Consider the following 16201-nt stretch of genomic DNA (forward strand, 5'->3'; position numbering starts at 1 on the left):
CGTGGCACGCCGGTTAAACCGACATGTTCATGATTTCTTTGTAGGCATCGACCATCTTGTTGCGCACTTCGGTCATGCCGCGAAACGCGAGGTCGGCTTTCTGGCCCTGGATCATCACCTGGGCAAGATCGACACCCGGATCGCCGCGCTCGAATGCGCTAGATAGCTGGCCGGCCTTCTGCTGTGTTTCGTTGACACCGTCGATGGACTGCTTGAGCAGGTCACCGAACGAGCCCTTCTGGGCGGGAGCGGTTTCGCCCACGCCGCGGATAGCGGGCATTTCGGTCTGCGCACTGATACGGCGCATCTGGAGCAGGAGGCTGTTGACGTCGATCGTGGTCATGACGGTTTTCCAACGCGTAATCGTCTTACCGACACTTCAAGCACGACCCATGCCAACACGTGGAATGGATCAGCCCGCCTGCGCTGCCTCGGAGAGGCCGTACTTGCGCAGCTTTTCCACCAGCGTGGTGCGCTGCACGCGCAGCAGCTTGGCGGCATGGGCGACCACGCCATTGGCGGAGTCGAGCGCCTGGCGGATCAGGCCAATCTCGATGCCGGCAAGGTGATCCTTCAGATCGAGGCCGCCCTGCGGCAGCACCGACGGATCGCCTTCACCACCGTAACGGAAGGTTTCCGTCACATCCGGCTCGGCTTCCATCATGGCGATGAGCGCCGCCCCCGATACTTCCTCAACCGGCGTCGCACCGCGGTACTTTTCCGGCAGGTCAGCCGCGCGGACATCGCCCTGCGGCATGAGGATGGCCATGCGCTCCACCAGGTTCGACAGTTCACGCACGTTACCCGGCCACGGGTGCTGGCAAAGGGCGTTCATGGCGCTCGGGGTGAAACGGATCGACGACAGGCCACGCTGGACGAGACGCTGGTTGAATTCGGCAATCAGCGCCGGGAGATCTTCGAGGCGCTGGCGCAGCGGCGGCATTTCCAGCGGGAACACCGACAGGCGATAGAAAAGGTCTTCACGGAACGTGCCGCGCTCGATCGCGCCTTCGAGGTCACGATGGGTGGCAGCGATGATGCGCACGTCGCAACGCTGGGCGCGGTTGCCGCCCACGCGCTCGAATACGCGCTCTTGCAGCACGCGCAGCAGCTTCACCTGCATGGGCAGGCTCATGTCGCCGATTTCGTCCAGGAACAGGGTGCCGCCCTCGGCCAGCTCGAAACGGCCCTTGCGGGTGCTGATGGCACCGGTGAACGCGCCCTTCTCATGGCCGAACAGTTCGCTTTCGAGCAGCTCGGCCGGGATGGCGCCGCAGTTGATGGCGACGAACGGCTTATCGCGGCGCGGCGAGCAATCGTGGATGGTGCGGGCGACCAGTTCCTTGCCGCTGCCGGATTCGCCCAGCACCAGCACGCTGGAATCAAACGGGGCCACCTGGCGGATCAGCGAGTTCACGCGCTGCATCGGGCCGGACTGGCCCACGAAGCGCAGGTTCGACGTCGGCTGCTGCATGCGGGACTGCAGGCTGCGCAGGGCTTCCTGCAGGCGCTCATAGCGCAGCGGCATGTCGATCAGCTCGACATTCTGGTTGGTGTCGTCGGCGATCAGCGAGGTAGCGATCGGCGAGTCAGCCGCTACGAGCATCGGGAGTTCGCGAGCCTGGCGGCCCAGCGGGGCGAGCATCGCTTCCAGCTCGGCTTCGTCATCGACCGTGCCCACGTAGGCACCGCGCCACGACTCACCAGCGTCGACGGCCTGGATGCGGCTGGCGAGGACAGGGCGGTAGCCCAGGAAGGCCAGGGCCGAACCCACGGCATCAGCGCGGGCGGAGTCGGATTCGACGACGAGAAAGTTGGACGACTTCACCGGGATATACCTCGCATAGAGAAGGATCGAAGGCCCCACGACGAGTCCGTGTTGGAATCCCGTCGCCTTCGTTGCAAGGTATCAATCAAGGAGCGTGCCAACGTCGGAAAACCGACGGGAGATGCCTGAAATCCGTGTCAGGGAACGCAGTTTGCCCGTGTAGGCAAAACCTTTTCGGCAGTAGGTGAAAACACGTAAGTGAGCACCAGCGTCAACCGTGACGACACGCGTCACGAATGTGACGCAGGAAGACACGCGACGTTCTTACGTCACGTGACGTAAAAGGTCACCCTTGGGTCGCGTGGGCGCGGGCCTCGGCCACCTGACGGCGATGCTGCCGAAAAACCAGCCTTTCTATCTCGTCACGGACCGGCTCGGAGAGGCCCTCGAAGGCCACGAAACCCTTGCCGTCCATAGGCCCGGGCTGGCGGATACCTGGCAATTCGAGGGGGAGCGCACGGACGACGTCGAAGTGCAGTTTCAGCAGAACCGGCTGGCCAATCGGCGGCAGGCCATCCCAGGGGAGCACGGCCCCCAGGGCGTTGAAGCGCAAGGAAATACGGGGCGGCAGGGCCGCCTGCGGCAACAACAAGCGATTCACGATCTCCATCAGGACGTTGAGCTTGGCATCCAGACGGGCCACTTCCTGGCTGAGGGCGTTGTCGTCCTCGCCCGTATCGACGCGGCGGTCCATCAGGGCAGCGACGGCGACGAGCACATTGGCATTGCGGTCATTGACCGAGGCGAGCGCGGCGGAGGCCAGGCGCTCGCCGCCTTCACAGGTGGCGTGGAATCGGGCGTCCCAGGTGACACGCTCCGAAAAGGCGTTCCATGTTGCTTCGCTCATGGGCCTGCCACCATTGAGGAGATCAGAACGAAGTATACGCAGCGACTGCCTTGCGGACGCGGCGGGAGGCATCCCAGGCCACGGCCGATTCATCACGGGCGGCCGAAACCAGGTCCTTGATGAGGTTATCGATGAGCATGATCGACTTCAGCGACTCAAGAGTCTCCGGCGCGGGGCGCATGGTTCCGGCGTACAGCACCGGCTCGCGCTCGGCGGCAAGGCCAGTCAGGTCATCCCAGCGGCCGTCCACCGCCGCGGCATGCATGGCTTCGGTCAGGCTCATGACCTGGTTGAGGTCGCAGAACGGGCCGGCGCTCACGCGCCCGCCCCTGCCACCTGGCGGGATTCCACCGGGATGGCGACCCAGCTGTCGCGGATCTGGCCGAGCAGCCCGGCCACTTCTTCCAGGGCCTCGGTGTCGGCATTGAGGTTGGCGTGGAGGAGACGGCGGTTCATGTAGTCGTACAAGGCCTCGAGGCGCCCCACCAGCGGGCCCTCCACCTCGTGGTTCAGACTGTCCTGCAGGCCACCAATGATATTGATGGCCTTGGAGATGGCTTCACCGCGCGAGGCGATGTTGCCGGTGGCAATACACGCCACCGCCAGGCGGATGCGCTCGAGCGCCCCGTCCATGAGGAGAGTGATGAGCCCGTGCGGGTCGGCCTGCTCGAGACCACCGCCGGTGCGGATCTGCTGGTACGCGCCAGCGCCCTGGGAATAACCAAGTGCCATGTCTGTCGTCCTGTCCGCCGTCAGCTCTTGTTGGTGAGTGCGTCGAACTGCTGGGTAAGGTAGCTGCTGGTGCTCTGCAGTTTGGTCATCAGCGTATCCAGCGCGGTGTACTGCGTGGTCAGGCGGGCCGTATACGCCGTCATCTGCGTGTCGTAGTCGGTCTGCTGCTGGGTAAGGTCTTTCGCCTTATCGTTCAGGTTGTTCGTACGCTGGGTCAGGATGCCGGACGACGAGGTCCAGTTCGTGATGAGCGTATCGAGCTTGCCGGCGATACCGGTGCTGCCACCCACGAGGGCCTGCGTTTCCTTCGGATTCGTCGCCATCACCTTGGTGAGCTTGGTCGAATCGAAGGCGAGCGTGCCGTCGGTCTGGAACGAGACGCCGAGGTCACTGAGCGACTTCGGGCCGGCGCCGGCGGCGGTGGACTGCGAACCGAGCAAGCTGGTGATCTGGCTCTTGATCGACGTGACCGTGGCGTCGCCGATCAGGGCGCCGACCTCGTTATTCGTCGAGTCGTACTTGGTCAGCGACTGGTAGGTCGAGACAAACGAGTTGTAGGCCGTGACCAGGTTCTGCACCGCCGTGGTGACCACGGACGTGTCGTTGGCGATGCTTACCGTGCTCTCGCCCGTCTTGGTCAGGGTCAGGGTGACGCCGTCGATCGCGGTGGCATCGGTATTCGACGCACTGGTGACCTTCGTGCCATCGACCGTGTACTCGGCATCCTGCGCCACCGTGGTGGGCGTGCCCGTGGACGGATCGAAATTGAGACCCGCCAGGCCACCATCGCCGCCGCTGGTGGTGACCGTGAAGGCATTGGCGCTGCCGGTGGCGGTCGAGGTGAGCACGAGGTGCGCGCCATCCGCACCGGTGACGATGCTGGCCGTCACGCCCGGGTTATCGGCGGACTTGTTGATCTGGTCGCGGATGTTCTGGAGGGTGTTGGCGCCCGACGCGACATCGATACTCATCGACTTGTCGCCGATGGCAATGTTCAGGGTGCCCGTGCCGACGGCGGCCGTGGAACTGGTGAAGGCCGGAGACGTGGTCTTCTGGGCGGTCGCCAGCTTGGATACGACGATGTCGTAATTATTGGGCGTGGCGTCGGCATCCGCCGTCACACCGAGAATCGTGGAATCGCCGACCGAGGTCTTCTGCGTCGTAAACGCCGTGGACGTCGAAAGGCTCTTGATCGCAGCCTGCAGGCTTGTCAGGGACGAGGTGAAGTTGCCGATCGCTGAAATCTGCGTGGTATTGGCAGTGACGGCGTCAGAAAGCTGTTTGTCCTTGTCCGCGCGCTTGGCGGCGACCAGGTTCGAAACAAGGCTGGCGACGTCGATGGAACTGGAGCCGAGGGTGATGCTGCTGGTGCTGCTGGCCATGAAGCTCTCCTTGAAGACGCCTCACTGCCCGGGCGCCAATTTGTCGACGGCGGGTACCTGTAAGGCACCCGCCGAAGACAACTAAGCAATTACCCTGCCAACCCCGGGGCTAGCCCCGGGATCGGTAGTGCTCTTCCGGAATTACTGGAGGAGCTTGGTGACGATCTGCTGCGACTGGTTAGCCTGGGCGAGGACCGAGACGCCGGCCTGCTGCAGGATCTGAGCCGAGGACATGTTCGCCGTTTCCTGGGCGAAGTCGGCGTCGGTGATGGCCGACTTCGACGAGGTCAGGTTCTGCGAGATGTTCGACAGGTTGGAGATCGTCGAATCGAAGCGGTTCTGCACCGCGCCGAGGTCCGAGCGGAGGTTCGACACCGACTGCAGGGCGGCGTCGATGCGGGCGATCGTTTCGTTCGCACCGTCAACCGTCTTGACGCTCGAGTCGGCCAGGGTCGCGGTCGAAGCGGCGGCGGCACCGGCGGTCAGGCCAGAAGCGGTAATGTCGGCAGCGGTACCACCAACGGTCACGGCAGAAGCCGAAGCGAACTTCACGGCGCCATCCGAACCGACGTAGGCATTGATGCCTTCGCCCGACTGCGCGTTGATGGTATCGGCCAGATCCTGGGCGGTCTTGTACGTGCCCTTGAGGCTGAACGAAGCGTTGTCGCCGACCTGCAGGGTCACGTCACCGAGCGTCAGCGGCACAGCGCCACCCTTGTCCACGCCGTCGGTCGAGCTCTTGATCGTCAGGCCGGTCACGGCCGGGGCGGTCGAAGCCTTGCCAGCGGCGGTAGCGCTGGTGAACGCAATGTTGCCATCGGCGTCGACCGAGGCGACGGAAGTAGCGCCAGCTGCAGTGATCGCCGTGTTCAGGTCATCGACGAAGTCGTCAGCCGTACGGGCCGTGCCAGTGGGAACGTTCACCGTCTTGCCGTCGACCGTCAGCGTGGCAGCTGCGTTCAGGTCGGCCGGCGGAGCCGCCGTGGTCACGCCCTGGGTCGCGACCTTGGCCGTGAAGCCACCGATCGAACCTTCGTTCAGGCCGCCGAGCTGGCTGGCCTTCATGCCCTGGTTGAGGCTGACGTTGATGACTTCACCGACGTTGGCGCCGACCTGGAAGCTCAGGCTCTTGGCCGAGCCGTCGAGCACCTTCATGCCGTTGAAGTTGGTCTGCGTGGCGATACGGGTGACTTCCGACAGACGCTGCTGGACTTCGGCGTCGAGAGCCGCGCGGTCCGACGACGAGTTCGAGGCGTTGGTCGACTGCACGGCCAGCTCGCGGATGCGCTGCAGGTTGTTCGTGACTTCGTCGAGGGCCGATTCGGTCGTCTGGGCGAGCGAGATGCCGTCGTTGGCATTGCGCTGCGCCTGGGTCAGGCCGTTGATCTGGGTGGTCATGCGGGTGGAGATCGCCATGCCCGCGGCGTCGTCCTTGGCGCTGTTGATGCGGTTACCCGACGACAGACGCTCGATGGCGGACGACAGCTTGTTCTGCGTCGAGGTCAGGTTGCGCTGAGCATTCAGCGACATGATGTTGGTGTTGATGGTCAGAGACATCGTTTTGATCCTTTGGTAGCGGAACCGAATGGCCGGAGTATGTGCGGCGTATTCCGGCGGGGTTCCGATAGGGAAGCCTTCCGCCTCAGAGAGGTTTACGGCACGCCGGGAGGAAACTTGAGAGCTTTTTCTACCTGTCAACAGTTATTTTTTGACGGGGTAGCAAAAAGCCGCTCCCAGCCACTGTCGAGGTAGGTATCGGCACGGGTGCGCCGGGGTTTAGGGCCATTTTTCACATCCTGTGTGGAAATCCGGCCAGAGGGATCCCGGCCGGCAACCGTGCCGTTGGTGGAAAGGTCAACCCAGGTACCGCAAGAAACCGTGGCGTGGTGGCAACCGCCCGGCAAAACCATCCTTAGCGAACGTCTGCGCGTTCTGCCCTGAAACGAATTACTTGAGGTAGTTGAACAGCGACAGGTTCTGCATCTTCACGTAGGCCTGCTGCGCGGCGTCGAGCGCCGACTGCTGCTGCGAGAACTTGCTCGCGGCACTCGCGTAATCCAGATCCTGAAGATCCGACAAGGTGCTGGCGTACTGCAGCTTCATGTCGGCGCCCATGTCCGTCTGTGCATCGAGCGTGTTCATGCGCGCGCCGATCTGCGTGCGCGTGTTGAGGAAGCTGCCAGCAGCCTGGTCGAGATTCTGCAGCTGCGCATTCACGGTGTTGTTCAACGCCGCGCCACCGCCGCCGCCCTGTTCGAACGCGGTGATCATGTTCGCCACAGTCGAGAACACATCTTGCGACGACGACGGCGTCACCGAGAAGGTATCGCCTGCCGCCGGCGTGCCGGTGAGGTTGAGCTGCGCGCCATTGAACGTGATCGAGCCCGAATCACCCGTGTAGGTGCCGGTGCTGATGGCCGGCCCGGTCGGATCAGCGGCATCGTGGATCTCGTACGTCGACGCATCGGTAAAAGTGATGGTGTAGCTGCCGCCGGTCCAGGCCGACGCATCCGTCACCGACGTGGAGCCCACGACGGCTGTGCCGGTATTCGTGCTGCCTGCCGACGTCTGGAACGTACCGTTGCCGCCCTTCACCGACATGAAGACCGCATCACCGCTATCACCGGTGGCCACCTGCAAGCCCGCGCCGGCAGCGACCATGCGCTGGCCCTGGTCGCCCGAGTAGGTCACGTTGAGGCCCGACTGCGTAAACGGCTGCGACGACGTGCTGTTTCCCGCGAAGATATATTCGCCCTGCCCGTCCTTCGTATTCGCAATGGACACCAGCTGCTGCAGGCTCTGGCGCATTTCCGTCGCGATCGACTTCCGCGACTCGTCGGTTTGCGTGCCGTTGCTGCCTTCGAGTGCCAGCGTGCGGATGCGATCGAGGATATCCGAGGCATTCGAGAGCGACTGCTCTTCCACCGACAGGCGCGTATTGGCCATGTTGATGTTGCGCGTGTACTGGTCGTTCTGCGCGCTGGCGGAGCTTACATCGACGACGCGCGCGGCGGCGGCCGGGTTGTCCGACGGCGTCTGGATCGCCTTGCCGTTGCCCAGGGCGAGCTGCGTCTGCGAGAGCTGGTACTGCCGGTCCAGCATCTGGTTGACGGACTGCTGTTGTTGCCAGTTGGTCGAGATGCGCATGGTCAGCTCTGTACGGCGGAGAGGAGGGACTGGAAGATGGAGTTCGCCGTGGTGATCACCTGGGCGGACGCCGAATAGGCCTGCTGGAACTTCAGGAGGTTCGCTGCTTCCTCATCCAGGTTCACACCGGAGAGGCTCTGCTGCGAGGCCGTAGCCTGGTCGAGGATGCTTTGCTGCGCGCTCAGCGCCGTATTGGCGGAGGCACCCGCCGTGCCGACCTGGGCGATGAGCTGGCTATAGCTCTTGCCCACCGTCGTCACGCCGTTGTCCAGCACACCCACGTTGGCCACATTGGCCATGGCCAGTGCGTTGCCGTTATCACCGCTGGCACTGCCCGCCGGCTTCACCGAGAAGCTGTCGTTGGTCGCCGGGCTGCCGGTGAGCTTCAGCGTCCAGCCATTGCCGGTGATCGTGTCTCCAGCGGTGTAGTTCTGGTCCGGGCCACCATCGACGCTATAGGTGTTCGCCGAGGTGAACACGATATTGACCGGCGTCTTGAAATTCGCATTCGTCGAATCGGTAACCGTGAGCGCGCCCAGGGCACCGCTACCCGTGTTCGTCGACGCCTTGCTTGCCGTCAGCGGACCCGAAGCAGCGATCTTGTTGGTATCGCTGATGGCCACACTGATCGTCGATGCAGCGTTGCGCGTCGGCTGGATCTGGAAGGAATCGCCAGCGGCCGCACCGGCGGCTACCGTGATCTGCATGCCATCGACCACGAACGGATCCGCCGCGGTACCGGCGCCGGTCATCGGCACGGTGACACCCGCCGTCGTGGTGACCGACCAGTTCACGCCATCGAAGCGCATGGTGTAGTCCGAGCTGGTGAGCTTGGATACATCGCTCACGACAGCCGACACCGAGCCGGTACCCGTATTCTTCGTGCTGTTCAACACCGCCGGATCGGCGATGTTGAACATGTTGCCGCCCGTATCGCCATTAAGGTCGATGCCCTGCGCGCTCTGCTTGTTGATCGCCGTAGTCAGCGCGATGGCCGAGCGGCCGAGCTGGTTACGCGCCGGATCGAGCACCGTGGTACGGAAATCGAAGGTCGCGCCCAGCGAGCCCGAACCCAACTGGTTCGAAATCACCGTGCCTGACGGATCGACCACTTCCAGGCGCGACGAATCGTACTGGTTGGTCGCCGTCGCCAGTTTGGTCGAGCTGGTGCCGTTAACCAGCGGCAGGCCGTTGCCCACGCTGATCGTGTACATGTGGTCGCTGGTTTGGGTGACATTGACGCCAACGATCTTGGAAAGATCGGCCACGGCCTGGTCACGCTGGTCCAGCAGCTCGCTGGGCTCGCCACCGCCCGCGTAGGCCTTCTGGATCTGGCCGTTGAGGTTGGCGATGTTCGTTGCCAACGTGTTAATGCTGTCGACGGAACTGCTGATCTGCTGATTGGTCTGCGAATCCAGTGACTGGAACTGCGAGGACAGCGACTTGAACGTCGACACCAGCGAGTTCATCTGCCCGATGAGGGCCTGGCGGCTCGCCGTATCCACCGGCGCATTCGCCACATCGCTGATCGCACCGAAGAAGCTATCGAGCGAGGTCTGCAGGTTGGTGGAGCCACTGACCACGTTGTTGACCGACGCGGTGAGCGTGGCGAACTGCGATGCACGGCTCTGGCTCGAGCTGGCCGACCATACCTGTTGGGTGAGGAAAGCGCTGTACGCACGCTGCACGCTGACCGCGTCGGCGCCCTGGCCAACGTAGTAGCCGCCCTGGAACTGCGGCGCGCGCGCGTTGAACGTCGTGGTCTGCCGGCTGTAGCCGACCGTGTTCACGTTACTGATGTTGTTGCCAACGGTAGACAGGCCCACTTGCGAGGCAAGCAGTCCTGATACGCCGGTGGAAAGTAAGTCAGCCATCGTTAGTTCCTTTTATCTCTTCACCAGGCCCGTGGTTACAGATCCGCCGCGATGTGCTTCAGCGCAGCGAGCGCCTGCTTCATCACCGGGCCATTCGCGATATCGGTGAGCTTCTGCGCATAGCTCGGATCCGTGGCGTAACCGCCCTGGGTGAGCGCATGGGCAAAGCCGGCGATATCGTCGCCGCGGCCGACAGCCTTCGCGTAACGCGGGCTGCTGGCGACCATGTCGGCGTAATCCTTGAACGAATCCGACGGGGAGCTGTACGCGCGGAAGCTATCCTTCTTGCGCACGGCCACGCCGTTTTCGTATTCCAGGGTCGGCACGTTGACGCGCTTGCCGTCCCAGCTGCTGCCGGCCTTGATGCCGAACATGTTGTTGCTGTTGGTACCGCCCTGGGCCGGCATGTGCTTGCCCCAGCCGGTCTCGAGCGCGGCCTGCGCGAGCAGCGCGCGTACGGAGACGCCCAGCTTCTTCGCTGCCTCGATCGCGTGCGGCGCGAACTTCTCGACGAAGTCCTGCGGGCTATCGATCGAACCGATGGCGTTGGCCACGGCGGAAGCGCCCTGCCCCACGACCTTGCCGGCGCCGCTGATCATGTGCTCCAGCGAGCTCATCAGGCCGCTGTCCTGGTCCGACTTGGACGACACCGCATCGGCGGTGGATGCCGAACCGGTGACGCCCGCGAACAGGCCGTTATCACCGCTCGCATCGGCAGTGGACTGGTTGCCGCCGAGCTGTCGGATGAGCATATCGGCGATGCCGATGCCCTTGCCCTGCGAAAGCGTGACCGAGAGCTGGTGGTCCAGCATGTCGCGGTAGGAGTTGGCTTCGCTGGAACCCATGATGTCGTCGCCACCCATGGCGGCGCTGGCGTCACGCATGGACTTCAGCATCATCTGGGTGAAGATGGATTCGAACTGTTTGGCAACCGTCGGCAAGGCCGACTTCGAATCCTGCTGCGCGGCCGAACGCAGGCCGGCAAACGCGGACATGTCCGAGTAAGTGCCAAGGCGCTGGTTGTCGACCGCGGTAGCCATATCAGATCACCACCAGTTCCGCGCGCAGGGCGCCGGACTGCTTGAGGGCCTGCAGGATCGAGATCAGGTCGCTCGGCGAGGCGCCGACCTGGTTTACCGCACGCACGATCGAATCCAGGCTGGTACCCGGGCCGAACTTGAACATGTGACCGCCGTTCTCGCTGACCGCGACCTGGCTGCTCGGCACCACGGCGGTCTGGCCACGGCTGAACGCACCCGGCTGACTCACCTGCGGCTGCTCGCTGATCGTGACCTGGATGGAACCGTGCGCGACGGCGGCGGTACCCACCTTGACGTCGGAGCCAATGACGACCGTGCCCGTACGCGAGTTGACGATGACGCGGGCCGGAGCGTCGCCCGGCGTGACGTCGAGCGCCTGGATCGTGGCCAGCCAGGAGACGCGCTGCGACGGATCGAGCGGCGCGCGCACGGCGACCGTGCCCGAATCGATGGCGTTAGCCGTGCCGGAACCGAAGTTCTGGTTCACCGCCTGGGCCACGCGGTTGGCCGTCATGAAATCGGCGGTGTTGAGGTTGAGCATGATGTCGCCGCCCTTGTCGAACGACGTGGCGACGCTGCGCTCGATGCTGCCGCCGCCCGGGATGCGGCCGCTGGCGGAGATGTTCACCTGCACGCTCGAGCCGCTCTTGCCCTGGGCGCTGACGCCACCCACAACAACGCTGCCCTGCGCGATGGCATAGATCTGGCCGTCGGCGCCCTTCAGCGGCGACATCAGCAGTTCACCGCCGCGGATGCTCTTGGCATTGCCGATCGACGCCACGGTGACGTCAATCTTCTGGCCCGGCTTGGCGAACGGCGGGATCTCGGCGGTAATGGTGACCGCGGCAGCGTTCTTCAGCTGCGGGCGGACGTTAGCCGGCACGTTCACGCCGAACTGCTGGAGCATGTTCTCCAGGCTCTGCGTGGTGAACGGGGCCTGGCTGGTCTGGTCGCCACTGCCATCCAGGCCAACGACGAGGCCGTAACCGACTAGCTGGTTGCTGCGCACGCCACCAACCTGTGCGAGGTCGCGGATCTTGTCGGCATGCGCCGGCAGGATCGCGAACAGCGCAAGCACGGCGGCTGCGGTACGGAGGATGGTCTTCATCAGAACGGCATCCACTTCGAATCGAAGAAGCGCGACAACCAACCACGCGTATTCGAATCGGCCAGGGTGCCCTTGCCGACGTATTCGATCTTGGCGTCCGCAACGCGGCTGGACAGCACGATGTTGTCGTTACCGATGTCCTGCGGGCGCACGATGCCGGAGATGCGGACGAGTTCTTCGCCCTGGTTGATCGTCAGCCACTTCTCACCCTGCACGACCATCGCGCCGTTGGTGAGGCGCTGGGCGACCGTGACGGTGATCTCGCCGCTGAGTGCGTTGCTCTGGCTGGACGAGCCATCGCCATCGAACGAGTTGTTCGACGCCAGGCTGCTATCCGCCACCTTGCCGCCCACCTTCAGGCCGTGGCCGAGGATCGAAGGCGCAGTGATGGTGTTGCCATTCTTCTTGCTGGTGCTCGTCGCGGCCTTCTTGGTGGCCTGCGTGCTTTCCACCAGGGTGATGGTGAGGATGTCACCGATGCGATGCGCGCGCGGGTCGGCGAACAGTTCCATCGACTGCTGGTCGGCGTAGATGGAGCCGGTCGCCTGCGCCTGTGCCGGCGGGGCGACAGGCAGCGTGGCCGTGTACATCGGCTTCGGGGTAGGCGGCACGATGGCGCAGCCCGTCAGGGCGGCGAACGGCAGCGCGGCGAGGATAAGGCGTGCGTGCAGGCGATTCATGGCGTTAGTCATCAGGTCTTCTGGGTGATGAACTGGAGCATCTGATCAGCCGCCGACACTGCCTTCGAGTTCATCTCGTAGGCGCGCTGGGTTTCGATCATGTTCACCATTTCCTCGACGACGTTGACGTTCGACGCTTCGAGGGCGTTTTGCTGGATGTTGCCGAGACCGTTGAGGCCGGCCGTGCCCGTCTGCGGCGTGCCGCTGGCGGTGGTCTCCAGGTAAAGGTTGTCGCCGCGCGGCTCCAGGCCCGCGGGATTCACGAAATCGGCGAGCTGGATCTGACCCACGGTCTGCGAGACCGACGAGCCCTGGGTCGTGACGCTGACCGTGCCGTCATTACCGATGGTGACGGCCGTGGCATTGGCGGGGATGTTGATCGCCGGCTCGATCGGGTAGCCATCGTTGGTGACGATCTGGCCATCCTGGTCGCGCTTGAGCGAACCATCGCGGGTGTAACCCACGGTGCCGTCAGGCATGGTGACCTGCAGGAAGCCGCGGCCATCGATGCGCACGTCGAGCGGGTTATCAGTCTGCTGGGAGCCGCCCTGCTCGAACATCTTCTGGGTGCCGACGACGCGCACACCGGTACCGATCATGAAGCCGGTCGGCGAAGTCGTCTGCTCGGTGGTCTGGCCACCGGCCTGCCCGCGGTTCTGGTAGGCCAGGTCTTCGAACTCGGCACGGGCGCGCTTGAAGCCCGTGGTGTTCGTGTTGGCCAGGTTGTTCGAGACGACATCCATGCGCGTCTGCTGCGCATCGAGGCCGGTCTTGGCGATCCAGAGGGACGTGAACATCTGTGACTCCTGCGCGCTTGGCGCCTGCTATGCCGCGACGGTTTTGCGTCGCGCGGCGGTGGTTACCCCACCTGTAGCAATTTCGATGCCGACTGCTCGTTTTCGTCGGCGGCTTTGATCGATCGGACCTGCATTTCGTACTCGCGCGAGAGCGAAATCATCTTCACGAGCACTTCGGAAGGGTTGACGTTGCTGGATTCCAGCTCGCCGGAGACCACGCGGACATTGGCGTCCGCCTCGGCCGGATTGCCGTCACGCGTATGCATGAGGCCGTCGGCGCCCGCCTGCATCTGGTCGTCGCCGGGGTTGACCAGCTTGATGCGGTCAGTCGTTGTAAGCGTATTCGGTGCCTGGCCGAGCGGGACCACGGAAATGGTGCCGTCGCTGCCGATCTTCACGCTGGAGGCCTGCGGGATCGTGATCGGACCACCGCCGCCCATGACGGCATTTCCACGCATATCCGTCAAAAGACCGTCGGCATCGATGCGCAGGTTGCCGGCGCGGGTATAGCCTTCGTCGCCGTTCGGTGTCTGCACGGCGATCCAGCCGTTTCCCTGCACGGCGATGTCCAGGTCGTTGCCCGTCGCCATCTGGTTGCCTTGGGTGGTATCGAAACCGATGCCCTGGGCCACGCCATTGATACGCGTCTGCAGGCCATCACCCTGGACCGGGAGGCTCTGGAACGCCGACAACTCGGCCTTGAAGCCGGTGGTGTTGGCGTTGGCCAGGTTGTGCGCGACTTCGGCCTGGGCACGCATGGTCTGCGTGGCACCAGTCATCGCGACATATACGGAACGGTCCATGGCGGATTCCCCTGCGACGGCCCTGGGCGGGCGCGGCCTTAAGGCCACGCCCGCCGCCGGGGCTTAGTTGCGGATGTTGATGATCGTCTGGGTGAGCGTGTTGTCGGTCGAGATGACCTGGGCGTTGGCCTGGTAGTTGCGCTGCGCCTTGATCATGTTCACCAGCTGGGCGGTGAGGTCGGCCGTGTTCGAGGCTTCGAGCTGGCCGGACTGCAGGGTGCCCATGTCGCCCGAACCCGCGGCGCCACGCACCGGCTGGCCCGAGTCGGCCGAGGCGGCCCAGTTCGTGTCGTTCAACTGACGCAGGCCCTGCGGGTTGGCAAAGGTCGCCAAGGCGACCTGGCCCAGCGGCACCGAGACGCCGTTGGTGTACTTGGCCGAGACCACACCTTCGGTGCTGACGTCGATGGCCGAGAACTTGCCGGCCGCATAGCCGTCGTTGGTGGTCGCGGTGGTGGAGGACGAGTCACCGAACTGGGTGACCTTGCTCATGTCCAGCGTGATATCCATCGGGTTGGCGCCCGGGTTCGGCGACACGGCGCCAAAGTCCAGCTTACCGTTGGTCGGCGTGGTCATCGCACCGCCGCTGCTGAAGGTCATGGGCTGGGCGCCGCCCACCTGGGTGCCGTCCACGGTCATGTAGGCATTCCAGGCGTTCGAGCCCGTCGGATCCTTCGCGTAGTACACGTTGACCGTGTGCGCTGCGCCGAGCGAATCGTAGGCCTGGAACGTCGACATCGAGTTGTACGAGGTGTCGTCCTTCGGATCGAACGTGGCCGTCGCAGGCGCGGTGGCGCTGGCCGAGAGGTTCGCCGAGATACCGACGTTGGCGGTGGCTTTGGCCGCGGAGGTGCCCGAGGTCAGCTGCAGGTCCTGCAGGGCGCTCTGGTCGTAGCCGCCCGAGGCGGTCGGCGGGTACACCTGGAGGTGCTGGCCGGTCGCGTTCACGATGTAGTTGTTGTCATCCGGGTGGAAGTTACCCGCGCGGGTGTACGAGTAGCCCGAACCATCACGCAGCGTGAAGAAGCCGGTGCCGCTGATGGCCATGTCGTACGAGTTGCCGGTCTGCGTGGTGTTGCCGGCAGTGAACTGCTGGGCAATGTTGGTCACGCGGACGCCGTTACCAGCCGCTGTGGCGGAAAGGTTCTGGCCGGCCACCGAATAGATCTGCGAGAACTCGGCGCGCGAGCCCTTGAAGCCCACGGTGCTGGTATTGGCGATGTTATTGGCGGTGACTTCCAGGTCCGTGGAGGCGGCGTTAATGCCGCTGAGTGCGATATCGAAAGGCATGGAGGCGTGTCCTCGGTGGGATTACAGGATTTGGGCGATCTGGCTAAGCAGGGCGCCGCCGTAACCGGCCACCTGCACGTACGTACCGTCGGTGCCGGAGGCGCCAACGCCTTCCACCTTGCCCTTGATGAAAGTGTCGGCAGCGGTCGTGCCGGAGGTTGCGGAGATCTGGTAGACGCCATCAGGGAGCTGGGTGCCGTCGTCGGCCTTGCCGTCCCAGGTGAACTGCTGCAGGCCGGCATCCGGCTGGCCCATCGGCAGGGTGCGCACGACGTTGCCGGAGCTGTCCTTGATGGTGACGCTCACGTAGGTGCCCGAGGTGGGCACGTTCACCGCACCGGACACCGTCGAGTCGGTGAGCTGGGCGGCCGTCGAAGGAATGAGTACATCGTTGCCGACCAGCGAGGCCGCGCGGACGAACTGATCGCCCGTAAGGTTCGAGGACAGCGTATCGAACGACGACTGCAGCTCCTGGGTGGCCGCCACCTGGGAGAACTGCGCCATCTGGGCCACCATGTCGTTGGCGTCCATCGGCTTGGTCGGGTCCTGGTTGGTCATCTGGGTGACCATCAGCTTGAGGAAATCCGACTGGTCCAGCGTCTGCGACTGCAGCTGCGAGGAGGTCGAGGTGGACGTGGAGCTGCTGGAGCTGGTGCCGCTGACGGTAGTCATG

16 protein-coding genes are annotated in these 16201 nt (G+C 64.1%); all 16 read right to left on the reverse strand.

The genetic code is table 11. The features are described from left to right. Nucleotides 1-13: 13 nt before the first annotated feature. Nucleotides 14-343: a flagellar hook-basal body complex protein FliE gene (fliE, locus tag L2Y96_RS16650; RefSeq protein WP_247328386.1), complete on the reverse strand. Its 330-nt coding sequence runs from the start codon at nucleotides 341-343 to the stop codon at nucleotides 14-16. Nucleotides 344-412: 69 nt separating this feature from the next. Next, nucleotides 413-1828 carry a sigma-54 dependent transcriptional regulator gene (locus L2Y96_RS16655; protein WP_247328388.1) on the reverse strand — a complete coding sequence of 472 codons (1416 nt, stop codon included), beginning with the start codon at nucleotides 1826-1828 and terminating at the stop codon, nucleotides 413-415. Between the two features lie 286 nt (nucleotides 1829-2114). Continuing rightward, nucleotides 2115-2675, reverse strand: coding sequence for a PilZ domain-containing protein (locus tag L2Y96_RS16660; RefSeq protein ID WP_247328390.1), 561 nt, complete (start codon nucleotides 2673-2675; stop codon nucleotides 2115-2117). Nucleotides 2676-2697: 22 nt separating this feature from the next. After that, nucleotides 2698-2994, reverse strand: a complete 297-nt coding sequence (locus L2Y96_RS16665; protein ID WP_247328392.1) for a flagellar protein FliT — start codon at nucleotides 2992-2994, stop codon at nucleotides 2698-2700. Continuing rightward, nucleotides 2991-3407 (reverse strand): flagellar export chaperone FliS, encoded by a 417-nt coding sequence (fliS, locus tag L2Y96_RS16670; protein WP_247328394.1) that lies wholly within the window; start codon nucleotides 3405-3407, stop codon nucleotides 2991-2993. Before fliS ends, L2Y96_RS16665 begins: the two co-directional genes overlap by 4 nt. Nucleotides 3408-3427: 20 nt before the next feature. Next, on the reverse strand, nucleotides 3428-4789 hold the full coding sequence (gene fliD / locus L2Y96_RS16675) for a flagellar filament capping protein FliD (RefSeq protein WP_247328397.1): 1362 nt from the start codon (nucleotides 4787-4789) through the stop codon (nucleotides 3428-3430). 141 nt (nucleotides 4790-4930) lie between these two features. Then, nucleotides 4931-6346 carry a flagellin N-terminal helical domain-containing protein gene (locus L2Y96_RS16680; RefSeq protein WP_247328399.1) on the reverse strand — a complete coding sequence of 472 codons (1416 nt, stop codon included), beginning with the start codon at nucleotides 6344-6346 and terminating at the stop codon, nucleotides 4931-4933. 390 nt (nucleotides 6347-6736) lie between these two features. After that, on the reverse strand, nucleotides 6737-7936 hold the full coding sequence (flgL, locus tag L2Y96_RS16685) for a flagellar hook-associated protein FlgL (RefSeq protein WP_247328401.1): 1200 nt from the start codon (nucleotides 7934-7936) through the stop codon (nucleotides 6737-6739). A 2-nt stretch (nucleotides 7937-7938) separates the two neighbouring features. Next, nucleotides 7939-9810, reverse strand: coding sequence for a flagellar hook-associated protein FlgK (gene flgK / locus L2Y96_RS16690; RefSeq protein ID WP_247328403.1), 1872 nt, complete (start codon nucleotides 9808-9810; stop codon nucleotides 7939-7941). A 35-nt stretch (nucleotides 9811-9845) separates the two neighbouring features. Then, nucleotides 9846-10850 carry a flagellar assembly peptidoglycan hydrolase FlgJ gene (flgJ, locus tag L2Y96_RS16695; protein WP_247328405.1) on the reverse strand — a complete coding sequence of 335 codons (1005 nt, stop codon included), beginning with the start codon at nucleotides 10848-10850 and terminating at the stop codon, nucleotides 9846-9848. Between the two features lies 1 nt (nucleotide 10851). Then, the gene (locus L2Y96_RS16700; protein WP_247328407.1) at nucleotides 10852-11958 is read right to left on the reverse strand and encodes a flagellar basal body P-ring protein FlgI; all 1107 of its coding nucleotides are present in this window, start codon (nucleotides 11956-11958) and stop codon (nucleotides 10852-10854) included. Then, a complete protein-coding gene (flgH, locus tag L2Y96_RS16705) occupies nucleotides 11958-12650 on the reverse strand; it encodes a flagellar basal body L-ring protein FlgH (protein WP_247328408.1) in 693 nt (230 codons plus the stop codon). Before flgH ends, L2Y96_RS16700 begins: the two co-directional genes overlap by 1 nt. Then, nucleotides 12650-13435, reverse strand: a complete 786-nt coding sequence (gene flgG / locus L2Y96_RS16710; protein WP_247328410.1) for a flagellar basal-body rod protein FlgG — start codon at nucleotides 13433-13435, stop codon at nucleotides 12650-12652. The genes flgH and flgG overlap by 1 nt, the downstream gene beginning before the upstream one ends. A gap of 62 nt (nucleotides 13436-13497) precedes the next feature. After that, nucleotides 13498-14238, reverse strand: a complete 741-nt coding sequence (gene flgF / locus L2Y96_RS16715) for a flagellar basal-body rod protein FlgF (protein ID WP_247328412.1) — start codon at nucleotides 14236-14238, stop codon at nucleotides 13498-13500. A 63-nt stretch (nucleotides 14239-14301) separates the two neighbouring features. Next, a complete protein-coding gene (gene flgE / locus L2Y96_RS16720) occupies nucleotides 14302-15528 on the reverse strand; it encodes a flagellar hook protein FlgE (RefSeq protein WP_247328414.1) in 1227 nt (408 codons plus the stop codon). 21 nt (nucleotides 15529-15549) lie between these two features. Beyond that, the gene (locus L2Y96_RS16725) at nucleotides 15550-16200 is read right to left on the reverse strand and encodes a flagellar hook assembly protein FlgD (RefSeq protein WP_247328417.1); all 651 of its coding nucleotides are present in this window, start codon (nucleotides 16198-16200) and stop codon (nucleotides 15550-15552) included. Between the last annotated feature and the right edge of the window lies 1 nt (nucleotide 16201).

It is taken from the genome of Luteibacter aegosomaticola (genome assembly GCF_023078475.1).
GTDB classification, from domain to species: Bacteria; Pseudomonadota; Gammaproteobacteria; order Xanthomonadales; family Rhodanobacteraceae; genus Luteibacter; species Luteibacter aegosomaticola.

What these genes read in the sequence shown, in the direction of transcription:
- flgE (WP_247328414.1), bottom strand. Translation starts at nt 15,528, where the DNA reads ATGCCTTTCGATATCGCACTCAGCGGCATTAACGCCGCCTCCACGGAC.
- flgG (WP_247328410.1), bottom strand. Translation starts at nt 13,435, where the DNA reads ATGTTCACGTCCCTCTGGATCGCCAAGACCGGCCTCGATGCGCAGCAG.
- L2Y96_RS16700 (WP_247328407.1), bottom strand. Translation starts at nt 11,958, where the DNA reads ATGAAGACCATCCTCCGTACCGCAGCCGCCGTGCTTGCGCTGTTCGCG.
- fliD (WP_247328397.1), bottom strand. Translation starts at nt 4,789, where the DNA reads ATGGCCAGCAGCACCAGCAGCATCACCCTCGGCTCCAGTTCCATCGAC.
- flgJ (WP_247328405.1), bottom strand. Translation starts at nt 10,850, where the DNA reads ATGGCTACCGCGGTCGACAACCAGCGCCTTGGCACTTACTCGGACATG.
- L2Y96_RS16660 (WP_247328390.1), bottom strand. Translation starts at nt 2,675, where the DNA reads ATGAGCGAAGCAACATGGAACGCCTTTTCGGAGCGTGTCACCTGGGAC.
- flgH (WP_247328408.1), bottom strand. Translation starts at nt 12,650, where the DNA reads ATGACTAACGCCATGAATCGCCTGCACGCACGCCTTATCCTCGCCGCG.
- flgK (WP_247328403.1), bottom strand. Translation starts at nt 9,810, where the DNA reads ATGGCTGACTTACTTTCCACCGGCGTATCAGGACTGCTTGCCTCGCAA.
- fliE (WP_247328386.1), bottom strand. Translation starts at nt 343, where the DNA reads ATGACCACGATCGACGTCAACAGCCTCCTGCTCCAGATGCGCCGTATC.
- fliS (WP_247328394.1), bottom strand. Translation starts at nt 3,407, where the DNA reads ATGGCACTTGGTTATTCCCAGGGCGCTGGCGCGTACCAGCAGATCCGC.
- L2Y96_RS16680 (WP_247328399.1), bottom strand. Translation starts at nt 6,346, where the DNA reads ATGTCTCTGACCATCAACACCAACATCATGTCGCTGAATGCTCAGCGC.
- L2Y96_RS16725 (WP_247328417.1), bottom strand. Translation starts at nt 16,200, where the DNA reads ATGACTACCGTCAGCGGCACCAGCTCCAGCAGCTCCACGTCCACCTCG.
- flgL (WP_247328401.1), bottom strand. Translation starts at nt 7,936, where the DNA reads ATGCGCATCTCGACCAACTGGCAACAACAGCAGTCCGTCAACCAGATG.
- flgF (WP_247328412.1), bottom strand. Translation starts at nt 14,238, where the DNA reads ATGGACCGTTCCGTATATGTCGCGATGACTGGTGCCACGCAGACCATG.